Source organism: Pseudonocardia halophobica, assembly GCF_050948485.1.
In the GTDB taxonomy this organism is placed as follows: Bacteria; Actinomycetota; Actinomycetes; order Mycobacteriales; family Pseudonocardiaceae; genus Pseudonocardia; species Pseudonocardia halophobica.
The window spans coordinates 2,195,427-2,216,237 of the sequence record NZ_CP192046.1 but is presented as its reverse complement, the minus strand read 5'-3'; the positions used below and the strand labels follow the sequence as shown (position 1 = coordinate 2,216,237).

Genomic DNA, 20,811 nt, shown 5'->3' with positions numbered 1-20,811 from the left:
GGCGGGCCGAGTCATGCACCTGCCTGCCGGAAACCGGCCGATCCCTGCCAGCCGGCGCCTACCGCGGCCGCAGGGCGGCCCGGTAGGCGCTCGGCGACGTGCCGAAGCGGGCGCGGAAGGCCCGCGAGAAGTGGCTGGAGTCGCTGAAACCCCAGTTCCGCGCGATCAGCGCGACGGGCACGGAGCCGGCGGCCAGCTCGGCGCGCGCCCGCAGCAGGCGCCGGGTGCGGACGTGCGCGCCGACCGTGTCGCCCGAGGACTCGAAGGCCCGGTACACCGTCCGCACCGACACGCCGTGGGCGGCCGCGATCGCCGCCGGCGTGATCTCCTCGCCGAGGTGCCGGTCGATCCAGGCCTCCATCGCGGCGCGCAGCCCGGGCCCGTGCGGCGCGTCGCCGGTGGCCCGGACCAGGCCGGCCACCAGCTCCAACGTGGCGTTGCGGGCCGCCGCGACGGCCGACGGCGGCAGCTCCCCCGACCCGGCCAGCAGGTCGAGGTAGGCGACGAGCAGGCGCGCGGCCGGGTCCGCGCCGTCGAGCGGCCGGTCCCCGACCGACCAGCCGCGGCCCAGGACCTCGTCGAGCGCCGACCGGCGCGTGATCAGCGTGCGCTTGGCGAAGCGGCCCCGCACCGAGAAGCGGGCGGGCAGCCGCCCCTCCCACATCAGCAGGTCCCCCGGGCGCAGCCGGCGTCCGTTCTCGCCCTGCATCATCAGCTCGCCGCCCGACCGCGTGACGAGCACGCCGACCAGGTCGTCGTCCGCGCTGCCGATGCGGGAGCGCGGCCGCACGCCGTCGCAGGGATCGGACTCGCAGTCGACGAGCTCGAGGTCGCCGATCCGCCGTCGCCGGACGACGCCGTGGAAGGGCCGCGGCGGCCGGCCGGCGGCGAACCGCAACCGCATCGGCGCGTGCGACTCCGAGACGACCTGCTCCCAGAGCTCCTCGCGGTCCCCCTCGGCCACCCCGGCGAGGGAGTACTCCTCCGGGCCGGACTCCTCGGTCCCCGACGCGGTGCACACGGCGGTCACGGGCGCCTCCCCTCCGCCGCGCCGACCTCGGCATCGGCGGGCGTCGGCTCCATCATGACCGCCGGTCGAACGTTCGTGAATCCTCCGCCCGCAGTCCACCGCTGGCATGCTCGGACGCATGGCACGGCGATTCGAGTACAAGGTGATCCAACTCCGCGAGGGCCTGATCGGCGGGAAGCTGTCCGCGGACAAGCTGGAGAAGATCCTCAACGGCGAGGCCGACGACGGCTGGCAGCTCAAGACCATCACCAGCGCGGACGTGAAGGGACGGATCGGCCCCGGCGGCGTCGAGGGCCTGCTGGTCACGTTCGAGCGGCCGGTGGCATGACGGGCACCGCCGTGCGCCCGCCCTTCCACCTCGCGATCCCGGTCGACGACATCGACGCCGCCCGGCGCTTCTACGGCGAGGTCCTCGGCTTCCCGCGCGGCCGCTCCGCCGAGGCCTGGACGGACTGGGACGTGCACGGCCACCAGGTCGTCACGCACCTCGTCCCGGGTCACCGCGGCGTCGCCGGCCGCAACCCCGTCGACGGGCACGAGGTCCCGGTCCCGCACTTCGGCGTGGTCCTGCCGGTGCCCGAGTTCACCGCCCTGGCCGAGCGGGTGCGGGCCGCGGGCGTGGAGTTCGTGATCGAGCCGTACGTGCGGTTCGCCGGCGAGCCGGGCGAGCAGCACACGATGTTCTTCCTCGACCCGGCCGGCAACGCCCTGGAGTTCAAGGCGTTCGCGGACCTGGACCAGCTGTTCGCGGTCTGACAGCATCTCCGGCCGTGGTCGACGACCGGCCGGCACGGGTCGAGGACGTGCACGCGCTCGCCGCCGGGATGCCGCACGTCACCCGCGTCGACGGCACCGCCGGCAACGCGGTGTACCAGGTGGGCGGCAAGTCGTTCGTCTTCTTCCGCACGCCCCGGCCCGACGCCGTCGACCCGGACACCGGCGAACGCTACGACGACGTGATCGTCTTCTGGGTCGGCGGCGACGAGGACAAGGCCGCGATGGTCCAGGACCCGGGCTCGCCCTTCTTCACCACGCCGCACTTCGACGGCCACCCGTCGGTGCTCATCCGCGCCTCGCGCCTGCACGAGATCGGCCGCGACGAGCTCGCCGAGGTGGTGCAGGACGCCTGGCTGTCCCGCGCCTCCGCCAAGCGGGCGCGGGACTGGCTCGCCGCCCACGGGACCGCCGACGCCTGAACCGGTGTGCACCCGCCGCCCCCCGCGCCTCCGCCGACGAGATGCCGGACGAGGAGAGCGCCCGACCGGTGCGCACTCGGTAGGGTCCGTGGCCGTGAGCGAACTCGTCCACCGCGACACCGCCGACGGCGTCGCGACGATCACCCTCGACTCCCCCGCCAACCGCAACGCGCTGTCCGCCCAGCTGCGCCGCGAGCTGATCGCCCAGCTCGACGCCGCGATCGGCGACGACGAGGCCCGGGTGATCGTGCTGACCCACACCGGCACCGTGTTCTGCGCCGGCATGGACCTCAAGGAGTCCCAGGGGCGCAGCGCCGAGCAGCAGGGGGTCACCGAGGTCCCGCGGATCCTCGAGACGATCTGGACCTCGCCCACCCCCGTCGTCGCCCGGCTCACCGGCCCGGCCCGCGCCGGCGGCGTCGGCCTGGTCGCCGCCTGCGACATCGCCGTGGCCGCGGACACCGCCACCTTCGCCTTCACCGAGGTCCGGCTCGGCGTGGTGCCCGCGGTCATCTCCGTGACGGTGCTCCCCCGGCTGCTGCCGCGCGCCGCCCACGAGCTCTTCCTCACCGGGGAGACCTTCGACGCCGCCCGCGCCGCGTCGATCGGGCTGCTCAACCGCGCGGTGCCCGCCGACGAGGTCGACGCCGAGGTCGCCCGGTACGTCGACATGCTCCGGCTCGGCGCCCCCGGTGCGCTCGCGGGTGTGAAGGAGCTGCTGCGCCGCGAGCGCCCGAGCTCCATGTCCGCGGAGTTCGCGCAGATGAACGCCCTGTCCGCGGACTACTTCGCCGGCGAGGAGGGCCAGGAGGGCATCCGCGCCTTCGGCGAGAAGCGCAGGCCCAGCTGGGTCACCCCCGGCTGAGCGGAGCTCGCGGAGCGAACATCAGCACTGAGCGGAGCTCGCGGAGCGGACATCAGCACTGAGCGGAGCTCACGGAGCGGACATCGGCGCTGAGGGTCACGGCTGCCAGGCCGGGTCCCGCCCGCTCACCCCGAGAGCCCGGTCCAGTGCGGGCGCCGCGGGGTCGACGGGCACCTCGGCGCCGATCCACCCGGCCTCGCGACCCATCGACGCCATGCCGCTCATCGCCTCCAACGCGGCCTCGCCGAGGGCCGGGGACACGCTGAACGGCTGCCCGGTGGCCACGGCGAGGTCCCACGCGTGCACCACGAACTCGCCGGTCATCATCGCGCCGATCGCGGCGGCGGGCATCGGCCCGCCGCCCAGGTGCGACTCGCCCTCCCACACGCGCGGGTCGGTCCAGGCCGCGGCGGCCGCGGCGCCCTCCTTCTCCGCCGCGGCGGCCCACTCCGGCTCGGGCAGGTCGCGCAGGAACGGCGCCCGCGAGTCGGCCGTCCAGGACTCCGGCCAGGGCTCGCGGGTCGCCGAGTGGTGGGCCAGCAGGAAGCCGAACGCGAGATGGTTCACCAGGTCGGCGACGGTGTAGTCGGAACACGGGGTCGGGTCGGCGTACCGCCCGGCCGCGGCGCCGCGGATCGTCGCGACGGCGAGGTCGACGGCGTCGGTGAACAGCGTCTGATCGGTCATGTCCCCCAGCCTCGTCGGCCCCGAGCGCCGCGCATTGCACATTCGCGCCACGTACCCTGGAGATCGTGCAGAACGCCCTGGCCGCGCCCCTCGACGAGGCGCTCGACCTGCTCGCCGGGCGCCCGCTCGTCGCCCTGACCGGGGCCGGGCTCTCCACCGACTCCGGCATCCCGGACTACCGCGGCCCGGGCTCGCCGCTGCGCCGCCCGATGACCTACGGCGAGTTCGTGTCGGGCCCCGCGGCGCAGCGCCGGTACTGGGCGCGCAGCCACGTCGGGTGGGCCCGGATGCGCCGGGCCGTGCCGAATCCGGGCCACCTCGCCCTCGCGGACCTGGAGCGCCGCGGCGTGCTCCGCGGCCTGATCACGCAGAACGTCGACGGCCTGCACGGCGAGGCCGGCCATCGCGAGCTGATCGACCTGCACGGCCGGATCGCGGACGTCGTCTGTCTGGCCTGCGGGGAGATCAGCTCGCGCGCCGTGCTGCAGGAGCGGTTCGAGGCGGCCAACCCCGGCTTCGCCGACTCGGTCGGCCCCGAGATCGAGACCGCGCCCGACGGCGACGTCCTGCTGGAGCGGACCGAGGGCTTCCGGCTGGTCGGCTGCGCCACGTGCGGCGGCCCGCTCAAGCCCGACGTCGTGTTCTTCGGCGAGAACGTGCCGAAGGAGCGGGTGGTCCGCGCCTACGCGATGGTCGACGCGCTGCGGGCCGCCGGCGGCGCGCTCCTGGTCGCCGGCTCCTCGCTGACCGTCATGTCCGGCCTGCGGTTCGTGAAGCACGCCGCGAAGCACGACGTGCCGGTGGTCATCGTGAACCGGGGCGAGACCCGCGGCGACCCGCTCGCCGCCCTGCGCCTCGACGCGGGCTGTTCCGAGGTGCTCTCCGCACTGGCCGGCGCCTGCGGCGGCGCGGGGGTGGAGGTGCGGGACACGCCGATCCCGGAGTGGCGGGACCTGGCCCCCTGATCAGGGTCGTCTGCGGCGCGCCAGGGCGTCGGTCACCACACCGGCGGCCCGGTCCAGCAGCCCCGCGACGGCCCAGCACAGCGGCAGCACCACCACGATCGCCAGCCCGACCTGCAGCGGGAACGCGAGCTGCGTCAGCCACAGCTCCACTGCGTCCCACCAGTCCGCGATCGCCCTCGCCACGGTTCACACGGTAGCGCCGGGTCCGGCGGGTTAGGTTCTGGGCATGTTCGCCGTCTACGCCGCTGAGCCCAACGCCGACGCTCCGCTCGACTCGCTGACCGTCGGCGAGCGCCCCGACCCCCAGGTCCCCGAAGGCTGGGTGAAGGTGCGGGTCACCGCCGCCAGCCTCAACATGCACGACCTCTGGACGCTCCGGGGCGTCGGCATCAAGCCCGAGCAGTTCCCGATGATCCTCGGCTGCGACGGCGCCGGCACCCTCGAGGACGGCACCGAGGTCGTCCTGCACTCGATCATCGGCGACCCGACGTGGAGCGGCGACGAGACGCTCGACCCCAAGCGCACGCTCCTCACGGAGAAGCACCAGGGCGCGATGGCCGACTACATCGCGGTCCCGAAGCGCAACGCCATCCCGAAGCCCGACGGCATCACCGCGAGCCAGGCCGCGGTCATGGGCACCGCGTGGCTGACCGCCTACCGCATGCTGTTCACGAAGTCCGGCCTGCACCCCGGCCAGACGATGCTCGTGCAGGGCGCGTCCGGCGGCGTCTCGACGGCGCTCGTCCAGCTCGGCCGCGCGGCCGGGATGACGGTCTGGGTGACCGGACGCACGGAGGACAAGCGCAACCTCGCCGAGAAGCTCGGGGCGCACGCCGTCTTCGAGTCCGGTGCGAAGCTGCCCGGCAAGGTCGACGCCGTGTTCGAGTCGGTCGGCGAGGCCACCTGGAAGCACTCCATGCGCGCCCTGCGACCCGGCGGCGCGATCATCTGCTGCGGCTCGACGAGCGGGCCCAACCCGGGCGCCGACCTGCAGCGCCTGTTCTTCCTCCAGCTCCGCGTGGAGGGCTCGACGATGGGCACGCGGCAGGAGCTCGCGGACCTGCTGAGCTTCGTCGCGAACGCCGGCATCACCCCGGAGATCGGCCTCGAACTGCCCCTCGACCGGGCCGAGGAGGGCTTCCGCGCGATGCTGGACGGGGACACAGCGGGCAAGATCGTGTTCACGCACTGACACCGGCAACGTTGCTGTCGCGGTCTTCTCCTCGCGAACTGCGGCAATCGGGCCGCACAGCAAGTACAGTCGGTCATCGTGCCTGAGCCACTTAGTCCCACGGCGCCGGGGCACGGTCGGACCATGACCGTCCCGGCGCCGCGCGTCCCCGGTCTCGTCGAGCTCCTCGACCGGGTCGAGCGCGCTGTCGCGGCGTCGCTCACCCCGGCCACCTCGGCGCAGGGCGTCAGCCGCGACGGCTGGCGGGTCCTGCTGATGCTCGCCCGCGGCGGAGGCCGAAGCATGGGTGAGATCGCCTCGCACACCGCGCTCCCGGCCCCCACCGCGACCCGCGTCGTCGACCGCCTCGTCGCCGACGGGCACGCCTACCGGCAGAACGACCCGGTGGACCGAAGACGGGTGCTGGTGCATCTCGCCGCGGGCGGCCGCGAGGTCGTGGAGCGCGTGTGCGGGAGCATCGAGCGTCGGGTGGGCACCGCACTCGGCGCCGTCCGGACCCCGGAACGCGTGCAGCTCGCCCGCCTCCTCGACGACCTGGCGAACCCCGACCCCGAGTAGAGCTCCCCCAGCGACCTCGAGCTCCCCGGCTCCCCCGTACCCGGCTCAGCAGCGACGCCGGGCTCCCCTCGGTCCCTGCGCCGAGACCTGCTCCGCGGCTACTTCTTCGCCTTGTCCGCGGTGGACTCGGTGGACAGTGCCGCCACGAAGGCCTCCTGCGGCACGTCGACCCGACCGATGGTCTTCATGCGCTTCTTACCCTCCTTCTGCTTCTCCAGCAGCTTGCGCTTGCGGCTGATGTCACCGCCGTAGCACTTCGCGAGGACGTCCTTGCGGATCGCGCGGATCGTCTCGCGCGCGATGATGCGCGACCCCACCGCCGCCTGGATCGGCACCTCGAACTGCTGGCGCGGGATCAGCTCGCGCAGCTTCGTGGCCATCGTGGTGCCGTAGGAGTACGCCGCGTCCTTGTGCACGATCGCGGAGAAGGCGTCGACCGGCTCGCCCTGCAGCAGGATGTCCACCTTGACCAGGTCGGAGACCTGCTCGCCGGCCTCCTCGTAATCGAGGCTGGCGTAGCCGCGGGTGCGGGACTTCAGCGCGTCGAAGAAGTCGAAGATGATCTCGGCGAGCGGCATCGTGTACCGCAGCTCGACGCGGGTCTCGGACAGGTAGTCCATCCCGCCGAGCTGGCCGCGCCGGCTCTGGCAGAGCTCCATGATCGCGCCGATGAACTCCGACGGCGCCAGGATCGTGACCTTCACGATCGGCTCGTGGATCTCGGCGACCTTGCCCGTGGGCCAGTCCGACGGGTTGGTCACGGTCATCTCGGTGCCGTCGTCCGTGAACACCTGGTAGACGACGTTCGGCGCGGTGGAGATGAGGTCCAGGTCGAACTCGCGCTCCAGCCGCTCCCGGGTGATCTCCAGGTGCAGCAGGCCGAGGAAGCCGCAGCGGAAGCCGAAGCCCAGCGCGGCCGAGGTCTCCGGCTCGTAGGTGAGCGCGGCGTCGTTGAGCTGCAGCTTGTCCAGCGCCTCGCGCAGGTCCGGGTACTGCGAGCCGTCCACCGGGTAGAGGCCGGAGTAGACCATCGGGCGGGGCTCGCGGTAGCCCGTGAGCGGCTCGGTGGCGCCGCGCCGCTGGGAGGTGACGGTGTCGCCGACCTTCGACTGCCGGACGTCCTTCACCCCGGTGATCAGGTAGCCCACCTCGCCGACGCCGAGGCCCTCGGTGGCCTTCGGCTCCGGCGAGACGATCCCGACCTCGAGCAGCTCGTGGGTGGCGCCGGTGGACATCATCTTGATCCGCTCGCGCGGGACGATCTTCCCGTCGACGACCCGGATGTAGGTGACGACGCCGCGGTAGGTGTCGTACACGGAGTCGAAGATCATCGCGCGGACCGGGGCGTCGGAGTCGCCGACGGGCGCGGGGATCTGCTTCACGCACTCGTCGAGCAGTGCCTCGACACCCATGCCCGTCTTCGCGCTGACCCGCAGCACGTCCTCGGGCTCGCAGCCGACGATGTGCGCGATCTCGGCCGCGTAGCGGTCCGGGTCCGCCGCGGGCAGGTCGATCTTGTTGAGGACCGGGATGATCGTCAGGTCCTTCTCGAGCGCCAGGTAGAGGTTCGCCAACGTCTGCGCCTCGATGCCCTGCGCGGCGTCGACCAGCAGGATCGCGCCCTCGCAGGCCTCCAGCGCCCGCGAGACCTCGTAGGTGAAGTCGACGTGGCCGGGGGTGTCGATCAGGTGCAGGACGTGGTCGGTGCCGTCGACGGTCCACGGCAGCCGGACGTTCTGCGCCTTGATCGTGATGCCGCGCTCGCGCTCGATGTCCATGCGGTCCAGGTACTGCGCCCGCATGGCGCGCTCCTCGACCACACCCGTGATCTGCAGCATCCGGTCGGCCAGCGTCGACTTGCCGTGGTCGATGTGGGCGATGATGCAGAAGTTCCGGATGCGCTCCGGCGGGGTGAACGTGCGGTCGGCGTACGTCGTCACTCAGACATCCATTCCGGTACGGGGTCGCATCCATCGTCCCACGTCGTCCGATCGGGCCGCGCAGGCCCGCGCGCGTGTGAGACGGACCACCGTCGGGTATCCGCCGCCATGGATTCCGTGAGCACCGGTACCCCCTCGTCGTCCGGCGCCCCGGCCGGCTCCGCCCCGACCGGGCCCGGACCGGACCCCGCCGCCGACCCCACGACCCGGGAGTTCCCGCGGACGCACGAGACGGCCGGGCCACGCGAGTGGGTCGGACGGACCGTGCGCGGGCGGTCGGGGAACACGGTCGGGAAGCTCACGAGCGTCGTCGACGGGCCGGACGGCACCCCGTGGGGCCTCGTGCAGCCGCGGCTCGGCGGCGCCCGCACCATCCCCCTGAGCGGCGCCGCGCCCGACGACCGCGGGATCACCGTGCCGATCGACCGGCGCACGTTGCGCAGCGCCCCCGCGCGCCGCGAACCCGACGCCGACCTGGCCCAGCACTACACCAGCCGCGGCGCGCTCACCGCCGCCCACGAGTACCAGCACGAGCGGTTCGGCGGGCTGAAGATCGGGTCGGCCTTCTTCGGCTGGCTCGTCGCCGTGGGCCTGACCGTGCTGCTCGGCGCGCTCGCCTCGCTCGTCGTCCGGCTCGCCGGGGTGTCGCCGGACATGACCGGCGGACCGGGCCAGGACCCGCGGATGCTCGGCGTCGCCGGTGGGATCGTCGCGGTCGTGGTGATGCTGCTGGCCTACTACGCAGGCGGCTACGTCGCCGGCCGCCTCGCCCGGTTCGACGGCGCCCGCAACGGCGTCGCGGTGTGGGCGATGGGCCTCGTCGTCACCGTCGCGGTATCGATCGCCATGGCGGTCACCGGCACCACGGACAGCCTGTTCGCCGCGCTGCGCGTGCCCGGCGTCGCGATCTCCGGCGAGTCGCTGACCCTGTCCGGGGTGATCGCGCTGCTGATCGCGGCCGTCGTCGCTCTCATCGGCGCGGTCGTCGGCGGCAAGGCCGGCGAGCGCTACCACCGCCGGGTGGACCGGGCGGCCGAGACCGCGCTCACCCCCTGAAAAGCCTGCTCAGCAGGGGTCGTGAGTGGCCGGTGACCCGCTAGGGGCAGTCGGCACTCACGGGGTCGTGGGGCCGTTGCCGTCCCACTCCTCGAGCGGGGCGCAGTGCCACCGCCAGTTCTCCAGCCGCGGCCGCGCGCCCAGGGGCGCGCGGCCGTTGGCCCAGCGCAGGGTGGGCCAGGAGCGTTCGTCGTGCGGCGCCCACGGGAACAGCCGGCGGACGACGTGGGCGGCGAGGTGCGCGTCGGGTTCGAAGGCGAGGCCCAGCCCGCGGGCGGCGTCGTCGGTGTGCACCAGCAGCTCGTCGCAGGCCATCGCGGCGAACCCCGACGGATCGGCGACACCGTCCGGGTGGAACCCGCGGACGTCGTCGCCGCAGGCGTCGATCGTCGCCGCCAGCACGAACGCCCCGGTCCGCACGGCCGCCACCAAGGTCGGCGGGGGCCGGTCGGCGTGCACCCGCAGCTCCACGGCGTCGACCTCGGCCGGCCCGCCCGCCAGGTCCACCGCGTAGAAGTGCAGCACCCGCGCGACGTGCGCGACGACCTCGGACACCGTCATGTCCAGCGTGCCCGCCCGCGCCGACCAGTCCCGCTGCAGCGCGCCGCCGAGCAGGCCGGTGCAGGCGGCGGCCGCGGTTCGGACGTCGTCGCTGCGCACCCGCCCACGGTAGGAGGCCCGACGCCCCCGCGACACCCTGCGCCACCCGGGCGGGGTGTGTGCCGGCCGCGGAGTGGGCATCCCTCCGCCGTGCCCGATCATGGTCTGCTCCCCGGGGTGCGGCGCATCGCCGTGCTCCGCGCCAACGGCCTCGGCGACTCCCTCGTCGCCCAGCCCGCGCTCGCGGCCCTGCGGGCCGCCTACCCCGACGCCTCGATCACGCTCGCGACCTCCGCGCCGGTCGCCGAGCTGCTGCGCGGGCGTCCCTTCCCGGTCGACGAGGTGCTGGAGGCACCGCGGGTGTCCGGTGTGCGCGGGGAGGTCGGCGGGCCGCCCGACGACGCACCCGAGGTCGTCGAGGAGTTCTGCGCGGCGATGCGGGCCCGGGAGTTCGACCTCGCGGTGCAGCTGCACGGCGGCGGCGCCAACGCCAACCCGCTGTTGCTGCGCTTCGGCGCCCGGGTGACCGCGGGCAGCCGCGCGGAGGACGCTCCCGCGCTGACCCGGACCATCCCCTGGACGCCGTTCCAGCACGACGTGATGCGCTGGCTCGAGGTCGTCGGCCTCGTCGGGGCGCGGCCGGTCACGCTCCGGCCGGAGCTCGCGGTCACCGACGCGGACCGCGCCGCCGCCGACGCCGCCCTCCCGGCCCTGCACGGCCCGCTCGTCGTCCTGCACCCCGGCGCGACCGACATCAGCCGCCGGTGGCCACCCGAGCGGCTCGGCGAGGTCGGCCGCGCGCTCGCGGAGCAGCGCGGCGCCTGCGTCGCGGTGATCGGCGGGAAGTCCGACCTGGAGCTCGGCGAGCAGGTCCGCGCCGGGCTCGGCGACGCGCCCGTCCTCGACCTCGTCGGCACGCTCGACCTCAACGGGCTGGTGGGTGTGCTCGAACGGGCGGACCTGGTGGTGGGCAACGACTCCGGGCCCCGGCACATCGCCGAGGCCGTCGGCACCCCGACCGTCGGCGTGTTCACCCGGGCCAACCTCGTCGACGTCAGCCCGCTGTTCCGCGCGCGGCACCGGGTCGTCGTCGACTGGGAGAGCCGTTGCGCGGTATGCGGCGACCCGTACCTCGGCCGCAGCTGTGGGCACGAGGCCACGGTGCTCGCGGGGGTCGAGGTCCGCGAGGTCCTCGACGCCGCGCTCGCCCTGCTGCCGGGGTAGGCCTGAGGCCTCGCCGGGCGTTCCGGCCGCCGCGGGTGTGGTGGTCAGACCTCCGCCCAGAACCGGTTCAGCACGGCGGCGGCGCGCTCGGGGTCCTGCGTCATCCACCAGTGCCCGAGCCCGGCGAGCACCTCGACGCGGGCGCCGGCGCGGGCGGCAGCCCGGTGCCGCTGCTGCTCCGTGCCGACCATGTGGTCCTCGCTCGGCACGAGCGCGAGCCCGGGGCGCGCGGCCGCCTTCTCCAGGTCCTTGCCCAGCTCCGCCATGACCGGCTGCGCGGCGGAGCGGTAGAGCCGCAGGATCGAGTCGGTCATCGTCTCGTCGAACGCGGCGGCGATCCGCTCGGCAACGGGCGCCGCCATCCCGAACCCGGACAGCCGCTCGGCGCGCGCGGTCGGGCCGGCGGCGAGCATCCCCGCGACCGCCTGCTCACCCACGCCCGGCTGCTGCCACGCCTGCGCCAGCTCGTGCCACACGTAGTCCGGGTCGAAGATGCCGACGACATCGGACACCCAGCTGCGCAGCAGGTCCGGCCGGGCCGTCGCGACGTTCACCGCGTGCCCGCCGCCCCAGTCGTGCCCCACGAGGTCGACCGGGCCCTCGGCCGCCACGATCGGCTCGAGCTCCCGGATCAGCCAGTCCCGGTACTCGAGCACGGTCCCGCCGAAGCCCTCCGGGACGGGCGCGCCGAACCCGGGCGGGGCGAGCCGGACCACCGGCCCGCGGTCCAGGTGCGGGACGAGCAGGTCCCACACCGCGGGCGTCTCGGGGTTGCCGTGCACCAGGACGACGGTCATGGGGGCACCCTACGAGCCCCCACCGACAGTTGCGGCGCAATCGGCCGCAGGGTGTCCGCGCACCGCGAAACCGCGTGGCCGATGACCTTCGGGCCCGGATAGCGTCAGTACGTACGTGAGATCCACGTACGCCGTCCCCCGATCGGAGAACCCCGCATGACCGCGCCCGACGCACCCCCCAGTTCCGTCGAGGTGCCCCGGTCGGCGTCGACGGTCGTCTGGCTGCTGGTGGGCTCCGCGTTCGTCATGATCCTCAACGAGACGATCATGAGCGTCGCGCTGCCCGTCCTGGTCACCGACCTCGGGATCACGGTCGGCACGGCCCAGTGGCTGACCTCGGGCTTCCTGCTCACGATGTCGGTGGTCATCCCGATCACCGGCTTCCTCCTGCAGCGCCTCACCCCGCGCACCGTCTTCCTCGCCTCGATGTCGCTCTTCAGCCTGGGCACGCTGATCTCGGCGCTCGCGCCCGGTTTCGGCCTGCTCATGACGGGGCGGGTCGTGCAGGCGCTCGGCACCGCCGTGATGATCCCGCTGCTGATGACCACGGTGATCCGGCTCGTCCCGGCGGAGCGCCGGGGCGCGACGATGGGCACGATCACGGTGGTCATCGCCGTCGCGCCGGCCGTCGGTCCGACGATCTCCGGCGTGATCCTGTCCACACTGGGCTGGCGGTGGATGTTCATCGTCATCCTGCCGATCGCGCTGCTGGCACTGGCCGCCGGCGCCACCTGGCTGCGGCTCGACAGCGAGACCCGGAGGATCCCGCTGGACTGGCCGTCCGTCGTGCTCTCGGCGCTGGCCTTCGGCGGGCTCGTGTTCGGGCTCTCCAGCATCGGTGAGTCGGCACGCGGCGAGGCGCTGCTGCCGCCGTGGGCGCCCACGGTGATCGGGCTGGTCGCGCTCGCCGTGTTCGTGTTCCGGCAGCTCCGGCTGCAGCGGGACGGGCGGGCGCTGCTCGACCTGCGCCCGCTCGGCTTCCGGCCCTTCGCGGTGTCGCTGGTGTTGGTCGTGCTCGGCATGATGGCGCTGTTCGGCGTGCTGATCCTGCTGCCGCTCTACCTGCAGGACGTGCTCGGCGTGTCCGCGTTCGTCACCGGGCTGGCGGTGCTGCCCGGCGGCCTGGTGATGGGTCTGCTCGGCCCGTTCGTCGGCCGGCTCTACGACCGCGTCGGCGCCCGCCCGCTCGTCATCCCCGGCACCGCGGTGCTGGCGCTGTCGCTGTGGGGCTTCACGACCGTGGGTGCCTCGACCCCGGTCCCGATGCTGATCGGCATGCACGTCCTGCTCGTGATCGGGCTGTCGTTCATGTTCACGCCGCTCATGACGGACGCGCTGGGCCGCCTGCCCAGCGAGCTCGACTCGCACGGCAGCGCGATCCTCGCCACGCTTCAGCAGGTCGCGGGCGCGGCGGGCACGGCGCTGTTCGTCACGCTCATGGTCGTGTTCGCGGCCACGCCGGGCGTCGCGGCCGACGTCCCCGGAGCCCGCGCGGCGTTCCTCTGCGCCGCGGTGATCGCGACGGTCGCCCTGCCGGTCTCGCTGCTCGTCGGTGGGAAGAAGCAGGTCGCGGAGGCCCCCGCGGCCGCCTGACGCATCCCGGCGAACGGCGCTCTCGCTCATTCCTCATGAGCGAGAGCGCCGTTCGTGCGTCTCAGGCCAGGCGCGTCATGTGCACCGAGACGTCGAGCGCCTCGGCGGTGCCGCCGGAGTAGATGCCCTTGAGCGGGGAGACGTCGGCGTAGTCGCGGCCGACGGCGACCCACACGTGCCGGTGCCCGATCGGGATGCCGTTGGTCGGGTCGAAGCCCCACCAGGCGCCGGTGCGCGCCTCGATCCACGCGTGCGACTGCCCGGACACCGTCTCCCCCACCGCGACCTCCTGGCGCGGCAGCAGGTACCCCGAGACGTACCGGGCCGGGATCCCCATCTCGCGCAACAGGACCAGGGTGAGGTGCGCGTAGTCCTGGCAGACCCCCTTGCCCGCCTGCCAGGCCTCGGTGGCCGAGGTGTGCACGCCCGTCGTCCCCGCCTGGTAGGTCATGGTGTCGCGGACCCGCTCGCAGGCGGTGAGGACGGCGTCGACGGGGTCCTTGCCGCGCTTGAGGTTCTTCGCGATCCGGGCCAGCTCCGCGTCCCGCCCGACGTACTCGGTGAACTCGAGCATCTCGGTGTACCGGTCGCGCACGGCCTCGGACGCCAGGTCCTCCCAGGTCGCCTCGCGGACCGGCTCGCCGGCGTCGCCCGTCTCGACCACCGAGGTGCCGGTGACCAGCAGCTCCTTGTGCGGCGCGTGCAGGTCGAACGCCGTGACCTGGGTGCCCCAGTAGTCCTCGTAGCGGTACGCGCGGGTCGCGGGCACCGTCTCGACGCGGCTGACGATCACGTTCTGGTGGGTGTCGCTGCGCGGGGTCAGCCGCACCTCGTTGTAGGTCTCGTGCACCGGCGAGCTGTACTTGAAGCCCGTCTCGTGCACCACGCGGATGCGCCAGCCCATCCTCAGACCACCTCCGGCGCGGTCCACGCGACCCAGGGGGCGGCGTGGAAGAACTGCAGCGAGACGGCCTCGCCGACCTTCTGGATCGTCTCCTGCAGGGACAGGAGCTGGGCCGGCAGGTCGTCGAGCAGCTCCTCGGGGCGGAGGAACTCCAGCTCGCTGCGCGCCCGGCCGAGCAGCCGCAGCGCCTCGGCCTTCGCCCCGACCCGCGCCGTCGGCCGCTGGTCCAGCTGCTGCAGGCAGGTCTCGGCCTCGCGCAGCGAGTAGAAGACCGACCGCGGGAAGAGCCGGTCCATCAGCATGAACTGCGCGACCCGCACGGCGTCGACGGCGCCGCGGTAGGTGCGCAGGTAGGTGTCCTGGGCGCCCGCCGAGCGCAGCACCGACAGCCAGCCCGGCGAGCTCATCCGGTCCGAGACGCGGGACAGCAGCAGCCGCACCACCATGTCGACCCGCTCGACCGAGCGGCCGAGCAGGTAGAAGCGCCACGAGTCGTCCCGGCTCATCGTGGAGGCGGCCAGCCCGGAGAACATCGCCGCCCGGTCCTCGATGTAGCTGAAGAAGGCGTGCGGCCCCACCCAGCGCGCGTACCGCTGCCGCTCGGGCAGGGCGTTCCAGGTGGCGTTGAGGCACTCGAACATCTCCGACGACACGACCTCGCGCGCGCCGCGAGCGTTCTCCCGGGCGCTGGAGATCGACGAGACGATCGAGCCGAGGGTCTCGGTGGAGTAGGCGAGCACCTCGGTGAGCGAGAAGGCGTCGAGCGGCTCGTCCGTGCCGGGGTCGACGCCCATGACGCCGAGCAGCCGGCGGGCGACCGCGTCGACGTCGATCGTGGCGTCCTCGAGCAGCTGGTGGACCGAGACGTCGAGGATCCGCGCGGTGTCGTCGGCGCGCTCGACGTAGCGGCCGATCCAGTACAGCGACTCGGCGTTGCGGGCGAGCATCAGCCCGTCACCTGCTCCTGGCGCATCCCGCCGAGCTCCTGGACCTGGCGGCCCTGCTGCTGTTGCTGCTGTTGTTGTTGCTGCTGGCCGAGGGTCAGCTCGGGGCCCTGCTCGGCGGCGGGCCCGCGGGCCGGGGCGGACGACGCGATCCCGCGCTCCCCCAGCTCCCGTTCGGCCTCGCTCGACCGGCTCGCCGCCAGCACCCAGGTGTCCTTCGAGCCGCCGCCCTGGCTGGAGTTCACCACGAGGCTGCCCTTCGGCAGGGCGACCCGGGTGAGGCCGCCGGGCAGCACGAAGACGTCCTCGCCGTCGTTGACCGCGAAGGGCCGCAGGTCGACGTGCCGCGGCACCAGCCGGTCGTCGACCTTCGTCGGGACCGTGGACAGCTGCACGACGGGCTGGGCGATCCAGCCGCGGGGGTCGTCCCGGATCGCCCTGCGCGCCTTCTGCAGCTCCTTGGCCCTGGCGTTCGGGCCGAAGAGGATGCCGTAGCCGCCCGAGCCCTCGACCGGCTTGAGCACCAGCTCGTCGAGCCGGTCGAGGACGTGCCCGCGCTCCTCGTCCAGCCAGCACCGGAAGGTCGTGACGTTCGGGATGACCGGCTTCTCGTCGAGGTAGTACTTGATCATCTGTGGGACGTAGGTGTAGACGAGCTTGTCGTCGCCCACGCCGTTGCCCACCGCGTTGGCGATCACCACGTTGCCCGCGCGGGCGGCGTTCATGATCCCCGCGACGCCCAGCACGCTCGTCGGCGTGAACTGCAGCGGGTCGAGGAAGTCGTCGTCGATCCGGCGGTACACGACGTCGACCTGCTGCTCGCCCTCGGTCGTGCGCATGTAGAGGACGTTGTCGCGGCAGAACAGGTCCCGGCCCTCGACGAGCTCGACGCCCATCTGCCGGGCCAGCAGCGAGTGCTCGAAGTAGGCGGAGTTGTAGACGCCCGGGGTGAGCACGACGACCGTCGGGTCGGCGACGTTGGGCGCCGCGGCCGAACGCAGCGCGTGCAGCAGGTGGGTCGAGTAGTCGGCGACCGCGCGGACCCGCTGGCGCGTGAACAGGTCGGGGAAGACCCGCGCCATGGTGCGCCGGTTCTCCATCACGTAGGACACGCCGGAGGGGTTGCGGAGGTTGTCCTCCAGCACCCGGAACGTGCCCTCCTGGTCGCGGACGAGGTCGATGCCGGCGACGTGGATGCGCACCCCGTTGGGCGGGTTGAGCAGGTGCGCGGCCCGCTTGAAGTGCTCGCAGCTGGTGATCAGCCGGCGCGGGAGCACACCGTCGCGCACGATCTGGGCGTCGTTGTAGACGTCGGCGAGGAAGGCCTCGAGGGCCTTCACCCGCTGAACGATCCCGCGCTGCAGCCGGCTCCACTCGCTCGCACTGATCACCCGCGGCACGATGTCCAGCGGGAACGGGCGCTCCTTGCCCGAGAGGCTGAAGGTGATGCCCTGGTCCATGTACGCCCGGTCGAGTGCCTCCGAGCGCGCGGCCAGGTCGGCGGCGGCGGCCGGGGCGATCGCGTCGTGCAGGTGCCGGTACGGGGCGCGGACGCTGCCGTCGGCGTTGAACATCTCGTCGAACGCGTCGGGGTGGGGCCGGTCCGGCTCCAGGTACCCGTCGAACAGGGCGGAGCCGGCCACCCGGCCGGCCCCGTTCGTCCCTGCACCGTCTGCGGCAGCGGCCCCGTCGTCCTGTGCGGGTTTCCCGCCCGCCCGTACTGGTCTGCGGTCCACTGCTCGGCTCACGGGGGTCATCTTGACCGTTTCGCCTGGCCGGAGCCAGACGGAGCGGTGCTACGTCCGCGTTACGGACACGACCGGCCCGGATCCGTCGCGGAGCGGCGCGTTCCGCCCGCCGAGAGGGTCCTCGCTGTGTGATCCTGGCTCCGTGGGCGCGCGGAGCGCGGGCCCGTGCAGGGCCGTCCGCGCCGGGCTGTAGCATGGACGACCGAGTGCTCGGCGTGCTCGCTCGCATCGGTGGAGAACCGGTCGGGGTCGCCAGAGCCCCCCGATACGTACCCAGCACCAGGAAGACTCGAGGCACACCAGCGTGGCGAACATCAAGTCCCAGATCAAGCGGGTCAAGACCAACGAGAAGCGCCGTCAGCGCAACAAGTCGGTCAAGTCGTCGGTCAAGACCGCGATCCGCAAGTTCCGCGAGGCCGCCGAGGCCGGCGAGACCGAGAAGGCCGTCGAGCTGCAGCGCGCCGCCGCTCGCGCCCTCGACAAGGCCGCCAGCAAGGGCGTCATCCACAAGAACCAGGCCGCCAACCGCAAGTCGGCCATCGCCAGGCGCGTCGCCAAGATCGGCGCGTGAGTCCTCGGGCGCGGTCGCGCGCCCGGTGAAGCTCCCGGGTTCTTCCCGGTCGAGCGTTCCGTCGACGGCACTGCCCTTTCCCGTGGGGCAGTGCCGTCGACGCGTTCTCAGGTGGTGGCGCGCCGGTTCGTACTCCTGGTGCGTCATGGCTCCGTAACGCGGTGTCAGGGCGTGCCTGTGGGCGTCATGGCTCCCTAACGCTGCAGCATGCGGGTCAGCCGGTGCCTCGGGCGTCGACGACCGCGAGGACCGCGCGCTCCAGGGCGTAGGCGGGGTCGGCGGCCGCGCCCTTGACGTCCGCGTTGACCTGCGCGGTCGTGGCGATGGCGGTCGCGAGGCCCGCCGGCCGCCAGGCCCGCACCTGTCCCTGCGCCTTGCGGATCTTCCAGGGCGGCATGCCGAGGCTGCCCGCCAGGCGGTTGGGGTCGCCCCGGCCGGCCGCGCCGACCTTGGCGAGCGTGCGCACGGCGTCGGCCAGCGCGTCGGCCACCAGGACCGGCGCGACGCCCAGCACGAGCGCCCAGCGCAACGCCTCCAACGCACCCGCCCGGTCCCCCGCGACCGCCTTGTCCGCCACCGCGAACCCCGACGACTCGGCCCGGCCCCGGTGGTACCGGCGCACGGCCTGGCCGTCGACCTGCCCGCCCGTGTCGGAGACCAGCTGGTTCGTGGCCGAGGCCAGCTCCCGCAGGTCCGACCCGACCGCCTCGAGCAGCACGCTCACGGCCTCGGCGGTGATCGACCCGCCGGCCCGCCGCACCTCGGCGCGCACGAAGTCGGCGCGCTCCTCGGCCCGGGTCAGCCGATCGCACTTGGTGACGGCCGCACCGGCCTTCCGCAGGTCGTCGGCCAGTTGCTTGCCGCGGGCCCCGCCCGCGTGCACCGCGACCAGCACGATCCCGTCGGCCGGCTCGGCCACGTAGGCCATGATCGCGGCGACCAGGTCCTTGCCCGCCTCGTGCGCCCCCTGGATCACCACGACCCGGCCCTCCGCGAACAGCGAGGGGCTCAGGTGCCCGACCAGCTCGCCCGGGGTGAGCTCGGCGGGGCGGAACCGGCGGATGTCGGCCTCGGGATCGACCGCCCGGGCGGCGCGGAGGATCTCGCTCACGGCCCGCTCGACCAGCAGCTCCTCCTCGCCCACGACGAGCTGCACAGGGGCGGGCGGCTTCGTGGCCGGCATGGGCCGGGCTCCTCTCGCACGCGTCGCGCGGTGCCGCGCACCGGGGCCCGGGCGTGCCGGGCCCGCGGGTCATCGTCGCGCACGGCACCGACAGTCCGTGACACGGCTCCCAGAAGGTGAGTGCGGCTGGCCGGGAGCGGGGCCGGTGCCGTAACGTGCACGGCATCCGGATCAATCCGGACGCCGCGCTCGCTCCGCGCACGAAGCCTGCTCGGCACAACCGCATATGGCTCATCCAGAGGGGCAGAGGGAACGGCCCGACGAAGCCCCGGCAACCGGCGTCGAACGACGATCCGCGCAGCGCACCGCTCGGTGCGCGCACGTCGACGGACCAGGTGCCAATTCCGGCCCGCGCCAGCGGGACAGATGAGGAGATCTGATGACTCTCACTGCAGACACGCCTGCCAGCACCACCCTCGACCTCGGCTCCGCCCGCGCCCTGTCCTGTCGCGAGTGCGGCCACCAGACGCCGCTCGCCGCGGAGTTCGCCTGTCCGCAGTGCTTCGGCCCGCTCGAGATCGCCTACGACTTCCCGCACGTCACCCGCGAGTCGATCGAGTCCGGCCCCAAGTCCATCTGGCGCTACAAGGACCTCCTCCCCGTCCCGACGCACGTCCAGTCCTTCCCGAACACCGAGCCCGGCTTCACCCGCCTGATCCAGGCCGACCGGCTCGCCGCCGAGCTCGGGGTCCGCAAGCTCTGGGTGAAGGACGACACCGGCAACCCCACCCACTCGTTCAAGGACCGGGTCGTGGCCGTCGCCCTCGCCGCCGCGCGCGAGCTGGGCTTCTCCGTCCTCTGCTGCCCGTCCACCGGCAACCTGGCCAACGCCGTCGCCGCGGCGGCCGCCCGCGCCGGGTGGGACTCGGTCGTGCTGATCCCCTCCTCGCTCGAGCAGGCGAAGATCACCACCACCGCGGTCTACGGCGGCACCCTGCTCGCCGTCGACGGCAACTACGACGACGTGAACCGCCTCGCCACCGAGCTCGCCGCGGAGCACGAGGAGTGGGCGTTCGTGAACGTGAACGTCCGCCCGTACTACGCCGAGGGCTCGAAGACCCTGGGCTACGAGGTCGCCGAGCAGCTCGGCTGGCGCCTGCCCGACCAGATCGTCGTCCCGGTCGCCTCCGGCTCGCAGCTGACCAAGGTCGACAAGGGCTTCGGCGAGTTCATCAAGCTCGGGCTCGTCGACGAGAAGCCCTACAAGATCTTCGGCGCCCAGGCCACCGGCTGTTCGCCCGTCGCCTCGGCGTTCGAGGAGGGCCACGACTTCGTCCAGCCCGTCCGGCCGGACACCATCGCCCGCTCGCTGGCGATCGGCAACCCCGCCGACGGCCCCTACGTCCTCGACTCCGTGCGCCGCACCGGCGGTGCCGTCGGCCACGTGACCGACGAGGAGGTCGTCGAGGGCATCCGGCTGCTCGCCCGCACCGAGGGTGTGTTCGCCGAGACCGCCGGCGGCGTCACCGTGGCGACCGCGAAGAAGCTGATCGAGGCCGGCAAGATCGACCCCGACGCCGAGACCGTCCTGCTGATCACCGGCGACGGGCTCAAGACGCTCGACGCCGTGTCTGCCCACGCACGCCCGACCGCGATGGTGCCGTCGACCAGCAAGGCCGTCCGCGAGGCGCTCGAGGGCCGCTGACCCGGCACACCGCAACCACGACCGGGCCCGGAGGACGCGTTCCTCCGGGCCCGTCGTCGTCCCGGAGGCCCGGCGCCGGGTGCTGCGGCCCGCACGGGAGCGGCGCGGGGCCG

General features: G+C 73.4%; 22 protein-coding genes and 1 riboswitch. Of the genes, 12 read left to right on the top strand and 10 right to left on the bottom strand.

Annotated elements, in window-relative coordinates; translation table 11 throughout:
* Positions 1-58 precede the first annotated feature (58 nt).
* The gene (locus tag ACQP04_RS10600) at positions 59-1,030 is read right to left on the bottom strand and encodes a helix-turn-helix domain-containing protein (RefSeq protein WP_433506877.1); all 972 of its coding nucleotides are present in this window, start codon (positions 1,028-1,030) and stop codon (positions 59-61) included.
* Between the two features lie 118 nt (positions 1,031-1,148).
* Between ACQP04_RS10600 and ACQP04_RS10595 the strand changes: the two genes are divergently transcribed.
* From ACQP04_RS10595 to ACQP04_RS10580, 4 genes are all read left to right on the top strand, one after another.
* Positions 1,149-1,358 carry a DUF4177 domain-containing protein gene (locus tag ACQP04_RS10595; RefSeq protein WP_433506876.1) on the top strand — a complete coding sequence of 70 codons (210 nt, stop codon included), beginning with the start codon at positions 1,149-1,151 and terminating at the stop codon, positions 1,356-1,358.
* Positions 1,355-1,786: a VOC family protein gene (locus ACQP04_RS10590; protein WP_433506875.1), complete on the top strand. Its 432-nt coding sequence runs from the start codon at positions 1,355-1,357 to the stop codon at positions 1,784-1,786. Before ACQP04_RS10595 ends, ACQP04_RS10590 begins: the two co-directional genes overlap by 4 nt.
* Positions 1,787-1,800: 14 nt before the next feature.
* Complete coding sequence (locus tag ACQP04_RS10585; RefSeq protein WP_433506874.1) at positions 1,801-2,226, top strand: MmcQ/YjbR family DNA-binding protein; 426 nt, start codon at positions 1,801-1,803, stop codon at positions 2,224-2,226.
* Positions 2,227-2,320: 94 nt separating this feature from the next.
* Positions 2,321-3,091 carry an enoyl-CoA hydratase-related protein gene (locus ACQP04_RS10580; protein ID WP_433506873.1) on the top strand — a complete coding sequence of 257 codons (771 nt, stop codon included), beginning with the start codon at positions 2,321-2,323 and terminating at the stop codon, positions 3,089-3,091.
* A gap of 96 nt (positions 3,092-3,187) precedes the next feature.
* Here ACQP04_RS10580 and ACQP04_RS10575 read toward each other — a convergent pair whose 3' ends face one another.
* Complete coding sequence (locus tag ACQP04_RS10575) at positions 3,188-3,778, bottom strand: TIGR03086 family metal-binding protein (RefSeq protein ID WP_433506872.1); 591 nt, start codon at positions 3,776-3,778, stop codon at positions 3,188-3,190.
* Between the two features lie 65 nt (positions 3,779-3,843).
* Between ACQP04_RS10575 and ACQP04_RS10570 the strand changes: the two genes are divergently transcribed.
* A complete protein-coding gene (locus ACQP04_RS10570) occupies positions 3,844-4,743 on the top strand; it encodes a Sir2 family NAD-dependent protein deacetylase (protein ID WP_433506871.1) in 900 nt (299 codons plus the stop codon).
* Here the strand turns inward: ACQP04_RS10570 and ACQP04_RS10565 are convergent, their stop codons facing one another.
* On the bottom strand, positions 4,744-4,926 hold the full coding sequence (locus ACQP04_RS10565) for a hypothetical protein (protein ID WP_037043434.1): 183 nt from the start codon (positions 4,924-4,926) through the stop codon (positions 4,744-4,746).
* 43 nt (positions 4,927-4,969) lie between these two features.
* Between ACQP04_RS10565 and ACQP04_RS10560 the strand changes: the two genes are divergently transcribed.
* Both ACQP04_RS10560 and ACQP04_RS10555 read left to right on the top strand, forming a co-directional pair.
* Positions 4,970-5,935 carry a zinc-binding dehydrogenase gene (locus ACQP04_RS10560; protein ID WP_433506870.1) on the top strand — a complete coding sequence of 322 codons (966 nt, stop codon included), beginning with the start codon at positions 4,970-4,972 and terminating at the stop codon, positions 5,933-5,935.
* Positions 5,936-6,058: 123 nt separating this feature from the next.
* A complete protein-coding gene (locus tag ACQP04_RS10555) occupies positions 6,059-6,493 on the top strand; it encodes a MarR family winged helix-turn-helix transcriptional regulator (RefSeq protein ID WP_037043431.1) in 435 nt (144 codons plus the stop codon).
* Between the two features lie 98 nt (positions 6,494-6,591).
* Here the strand turns inward: ACQP04_RS10555 and lepA are convergent, their stop codons facing one another.
* Entirely contained in the window at positions 6,592-8,433 is a 1,842-nt protein-coding gene (lepA, locus tag ACQP04_RS10550) for a translation elongation factor 4 (protein WP_433506869.1), read from the bottom strand.
* A gap of 117 nt (positions 8,434-8,550) precedes the next feature.
* Between lepA and ACQP04_RS10545 the strand changes: the two genes are divergently transcribed.
* The gene (locus ACQP04_RS10545; protein ID WP_433506868.1) at positions 8,551-9,489 is read left to right on the top strand and encodes a hypothetical protein; all 939 of its coding nucleotides are present in this window, start codon (positions 8,551-8,553) and stop codon (positions 9,487-9,489) included.
* Positions 9,490-9,546: 57 nt separating this feature from the next.
* Here the strand turns inward: ACQP04_RS10545 and ACQP04_RS10540 are convergent, their stop codons facing one another.
* Positions 9,547-10,149, bottom strand: a complete 603-nt coding sequence (locus tag ACQP04_RS10540; protein WP_433506867.1) for a maleylpyruvate isomerase N-terminal domain-containing protein — start codon at positions 10,147-10,149, stop codon at positions 9,547-9,549.
* A 90-nt stretch (positions 10,150-10,239) separates the two neighbouring features.
* Between ACQP04_RS10540 and ACQP04_RS10535 the strand changes: the two genes are divergently transcribed.
* Complete coding sequence (locus ACQP04_RS10535) at positions 10,240-11,313, top strand: glycosyltransferase family 9 protein (RefSeq protein ID WP_433506866.1); 1,074 nt, start codon at positions 10,240-10,242, stop codon at positions 11,311-11,313.
* Between the two features lie 44 nt (positions 11,314-11,357).
* On the opposite strand, the gene ACQP04_RS10530 is transcribed toward ACQP04_RS10535, so the two are convergent.
* The gene (locus ACQP04_RS10530) at positions 11,358-12,110 is read right to left on the bottom strand and encodes an alpha/beta fold hydrolase (protein ID WP_433506865.1); all 753 of its coding nucleotides are present in this window, start codon (positions 12,108-12,110) and stop codon (positions 11,358-11,360) included.
* Between the two features lie 156 nt (positions 12,111-12,266).
* On the opposite strand from ACQP04_RS10530, the gene ACQP04_RS10525 reads away from it, so the two are divergent.
* Positions 12,267-13,703, top strand: a complete 1,437-nt coding sequence (locus tag ACQP04_RS10525; protein ID WP_433506864.1) for an MDR family MFS transporter — start codon at positions 12,267-12,269, stop codon at positions 13,701-13,703.
* Positions 13,704-13,764: 61 nt separating this feature from the next.
* Here the strand turns inward: ACQP04_RS10525 and ACQP04_RS10520 are convergent, their stop codons facing one another.
* The 3 genes from ACQP04_RS10520 to ACQP04_RS10510 are packed head-to-tail and all read right to left on the bottom strand — an operon-like array spanning position 13,765 to position 17,194.
* A complete protein-coding gene (locus ACQP04_RS10520; RefSeq protein ID WP_433506863.1) occupies positions 13,765-14,607 on the bottom strand; it encodes a transglutaminase family protein in 843 nt (280 codons plus the stop codon).
* A gap of 2 nt (positions 14,608-14,609) precedes the next feature.
* Positions 14,610-15,554 (bottom strand): alpha-E domain-containing protein, encoded by a 945-nt coding sequence (locus ACQP04_RS10515; RefSeq protein WP_433506862.1) that lies wholly within the window; start codon positions 15,552-15,554, stop codon positions 14,610-14,612.
* Positions 15,554-17,194, bottom strand: coding sequence for a circularly permuted type 2 ATP-grasp protein (locus tag ACQP04_RS10510; protein WP_433506861.1), 1,641 nt, complete (start codon positions 17,192-17,194; stop codon positions 15,554-15,556). The genes ACQP04_RS10515 and ACQP04_RS10510 overlap by 1 nt, the downstream gene beginning before the upstream one ends.
* A gap of 409 nt (positions 17,195-17,603) precedes the next feature.
* Between ACQP04_RS10510 and rpsT the strand changes: the two genes are divergently transcribed.
* The gene (gene rpsT, locus ACQP04_RS10505) at positions 17,604-17,870 is read left to right on the top strand and encodes a 30S ribosomal protein S20 (RefSeq protein ID WP_358207663.1); all 267 of its coding nucleotides are present in this window, start codon (positions 17,604-17,606) and stop codon (positions 17,868-17,870) included.
* 214 nt (positions 17,871-18,084) lie between these two features.
* Here rpsT and holA read toward each other — a convergent pair whose 3' ends face one another.
* Positions 18,085-19,053: a DNA polymerase III subunit delta gene (gene holA, locus ACQP04_RS10500; RefSeq protein WP_433506860.1), complete on the bottom strand. Its 969-nt coding sequence runs from the start codon at positions 19,051-19,053 to the stop codon at positions 18,085-18,087.
* A gap of 228 nt (positions 19,054-19,281) precedes the next feature.
* A riboswitch (SAM riboswitch) is annotated at positions 19,282-19,426 on the top strand.
* Positions 19,427-19,432: 6 nt separating this feature from the next.
* Here holA and thrC point away from each other — a divergent pair.
* A complete protein-coding gene (thrC, locus tag ACQP04_RS10495) occupies positions 19,433-20,698 on the top strand; it encodes a threonine synthase (protein WP_433506859.1) in 1,266 nt (421 codons plus the stop codon).
* Positions 20,699-20,811: the final 113 nt, after the last annotated feature.

What these genes read in the sequence shown, in the direction of transcription:
- ACQP04_RS10575 (WP_433506872.1), bottom strand. Translation starts at nt 3,778, where the DNA reads ATGACCGATCAGACGCTGTTCACCGACGCCGTCGACCTCGCCGTCGCG.
- ACQP04_RS10555 (WP_037043431.1), top strand. Translation starts at nt 6,059, where the DNA reads ATGACCGTCCCGGCGCCGCGCGTCCCCGGTCTCGTCGAGCTCCTCGAC.
- ACQP04_RS10525 (WP_433506864.1), top strand. Translation starts at nt 12,267, where the DNA reads ATGACCGCGCCCGACGCACCCCCCAGTTCCGTCGAGGTGCCCCGGTCG.
- ACQP04_RS10595 (WP_433506876.1), top strand. Translation starts at nt 1,149, where the DNA reads ATGGCACGGCGATTCGAGTACAAGGTGATCCAACTCCGCGAGGGCCTG.
- holA (WP_433506860.1), bottom strand. Translation starts at nt 19,053, where the DNA reads ATGCCGGCCACGAAGCCGCCCGCCCCTGTGCAGCTCGTCGTGGGCGAG.
- ACQP04_RS10530 (WP_433506865.1), bottom strand. Translation starts at nt 12,110, where the DNA reads ATGACCGTCGTCCTGGTGCACGGCAACCCCGAGACGCCCGCGGTGTGG.
- ACQP04_RS10515 (WP_433506862.1), bottom strand. Translation starts at nt 15,554, where the DNA reads ATGCTCGCCCGCAACGCCGAGTCGCTGTACTGGATCGGCCGCTACGTC.
- ACQP04_RS10520 (WP_433506863.1), bottom strand. Translation starts at nt 14,607, where the DNA reads ATGGGCTGGCGCATCCGCGTGGTGCACGAGACGGGCTTCAAGTACAGC.
- ACQP04_RS10560 (WP_433506870.1), top strand. Translation starts at nt 4,970, where the DNA reads ATGTTCGCCGTCTACGCCGCTGAGCCCAACGCCGACGCTCCGCTCGAC.
- thrC (WP_433506859.1), top strand. Translation starts at nt 19,433, where the DNA reads ATGACTCTCACTGCAGACACGCCTGCCAGCACCACCCTCGACCTCGGC.
- ACQP04_RS10590 (WP_433506875.1), top strand. Translation starts at nt 1,355, where the DNA reads ATGACGGGCACCGCCGTGCGCCCGCCCTTCCACCTCGCGATCCCGGTC.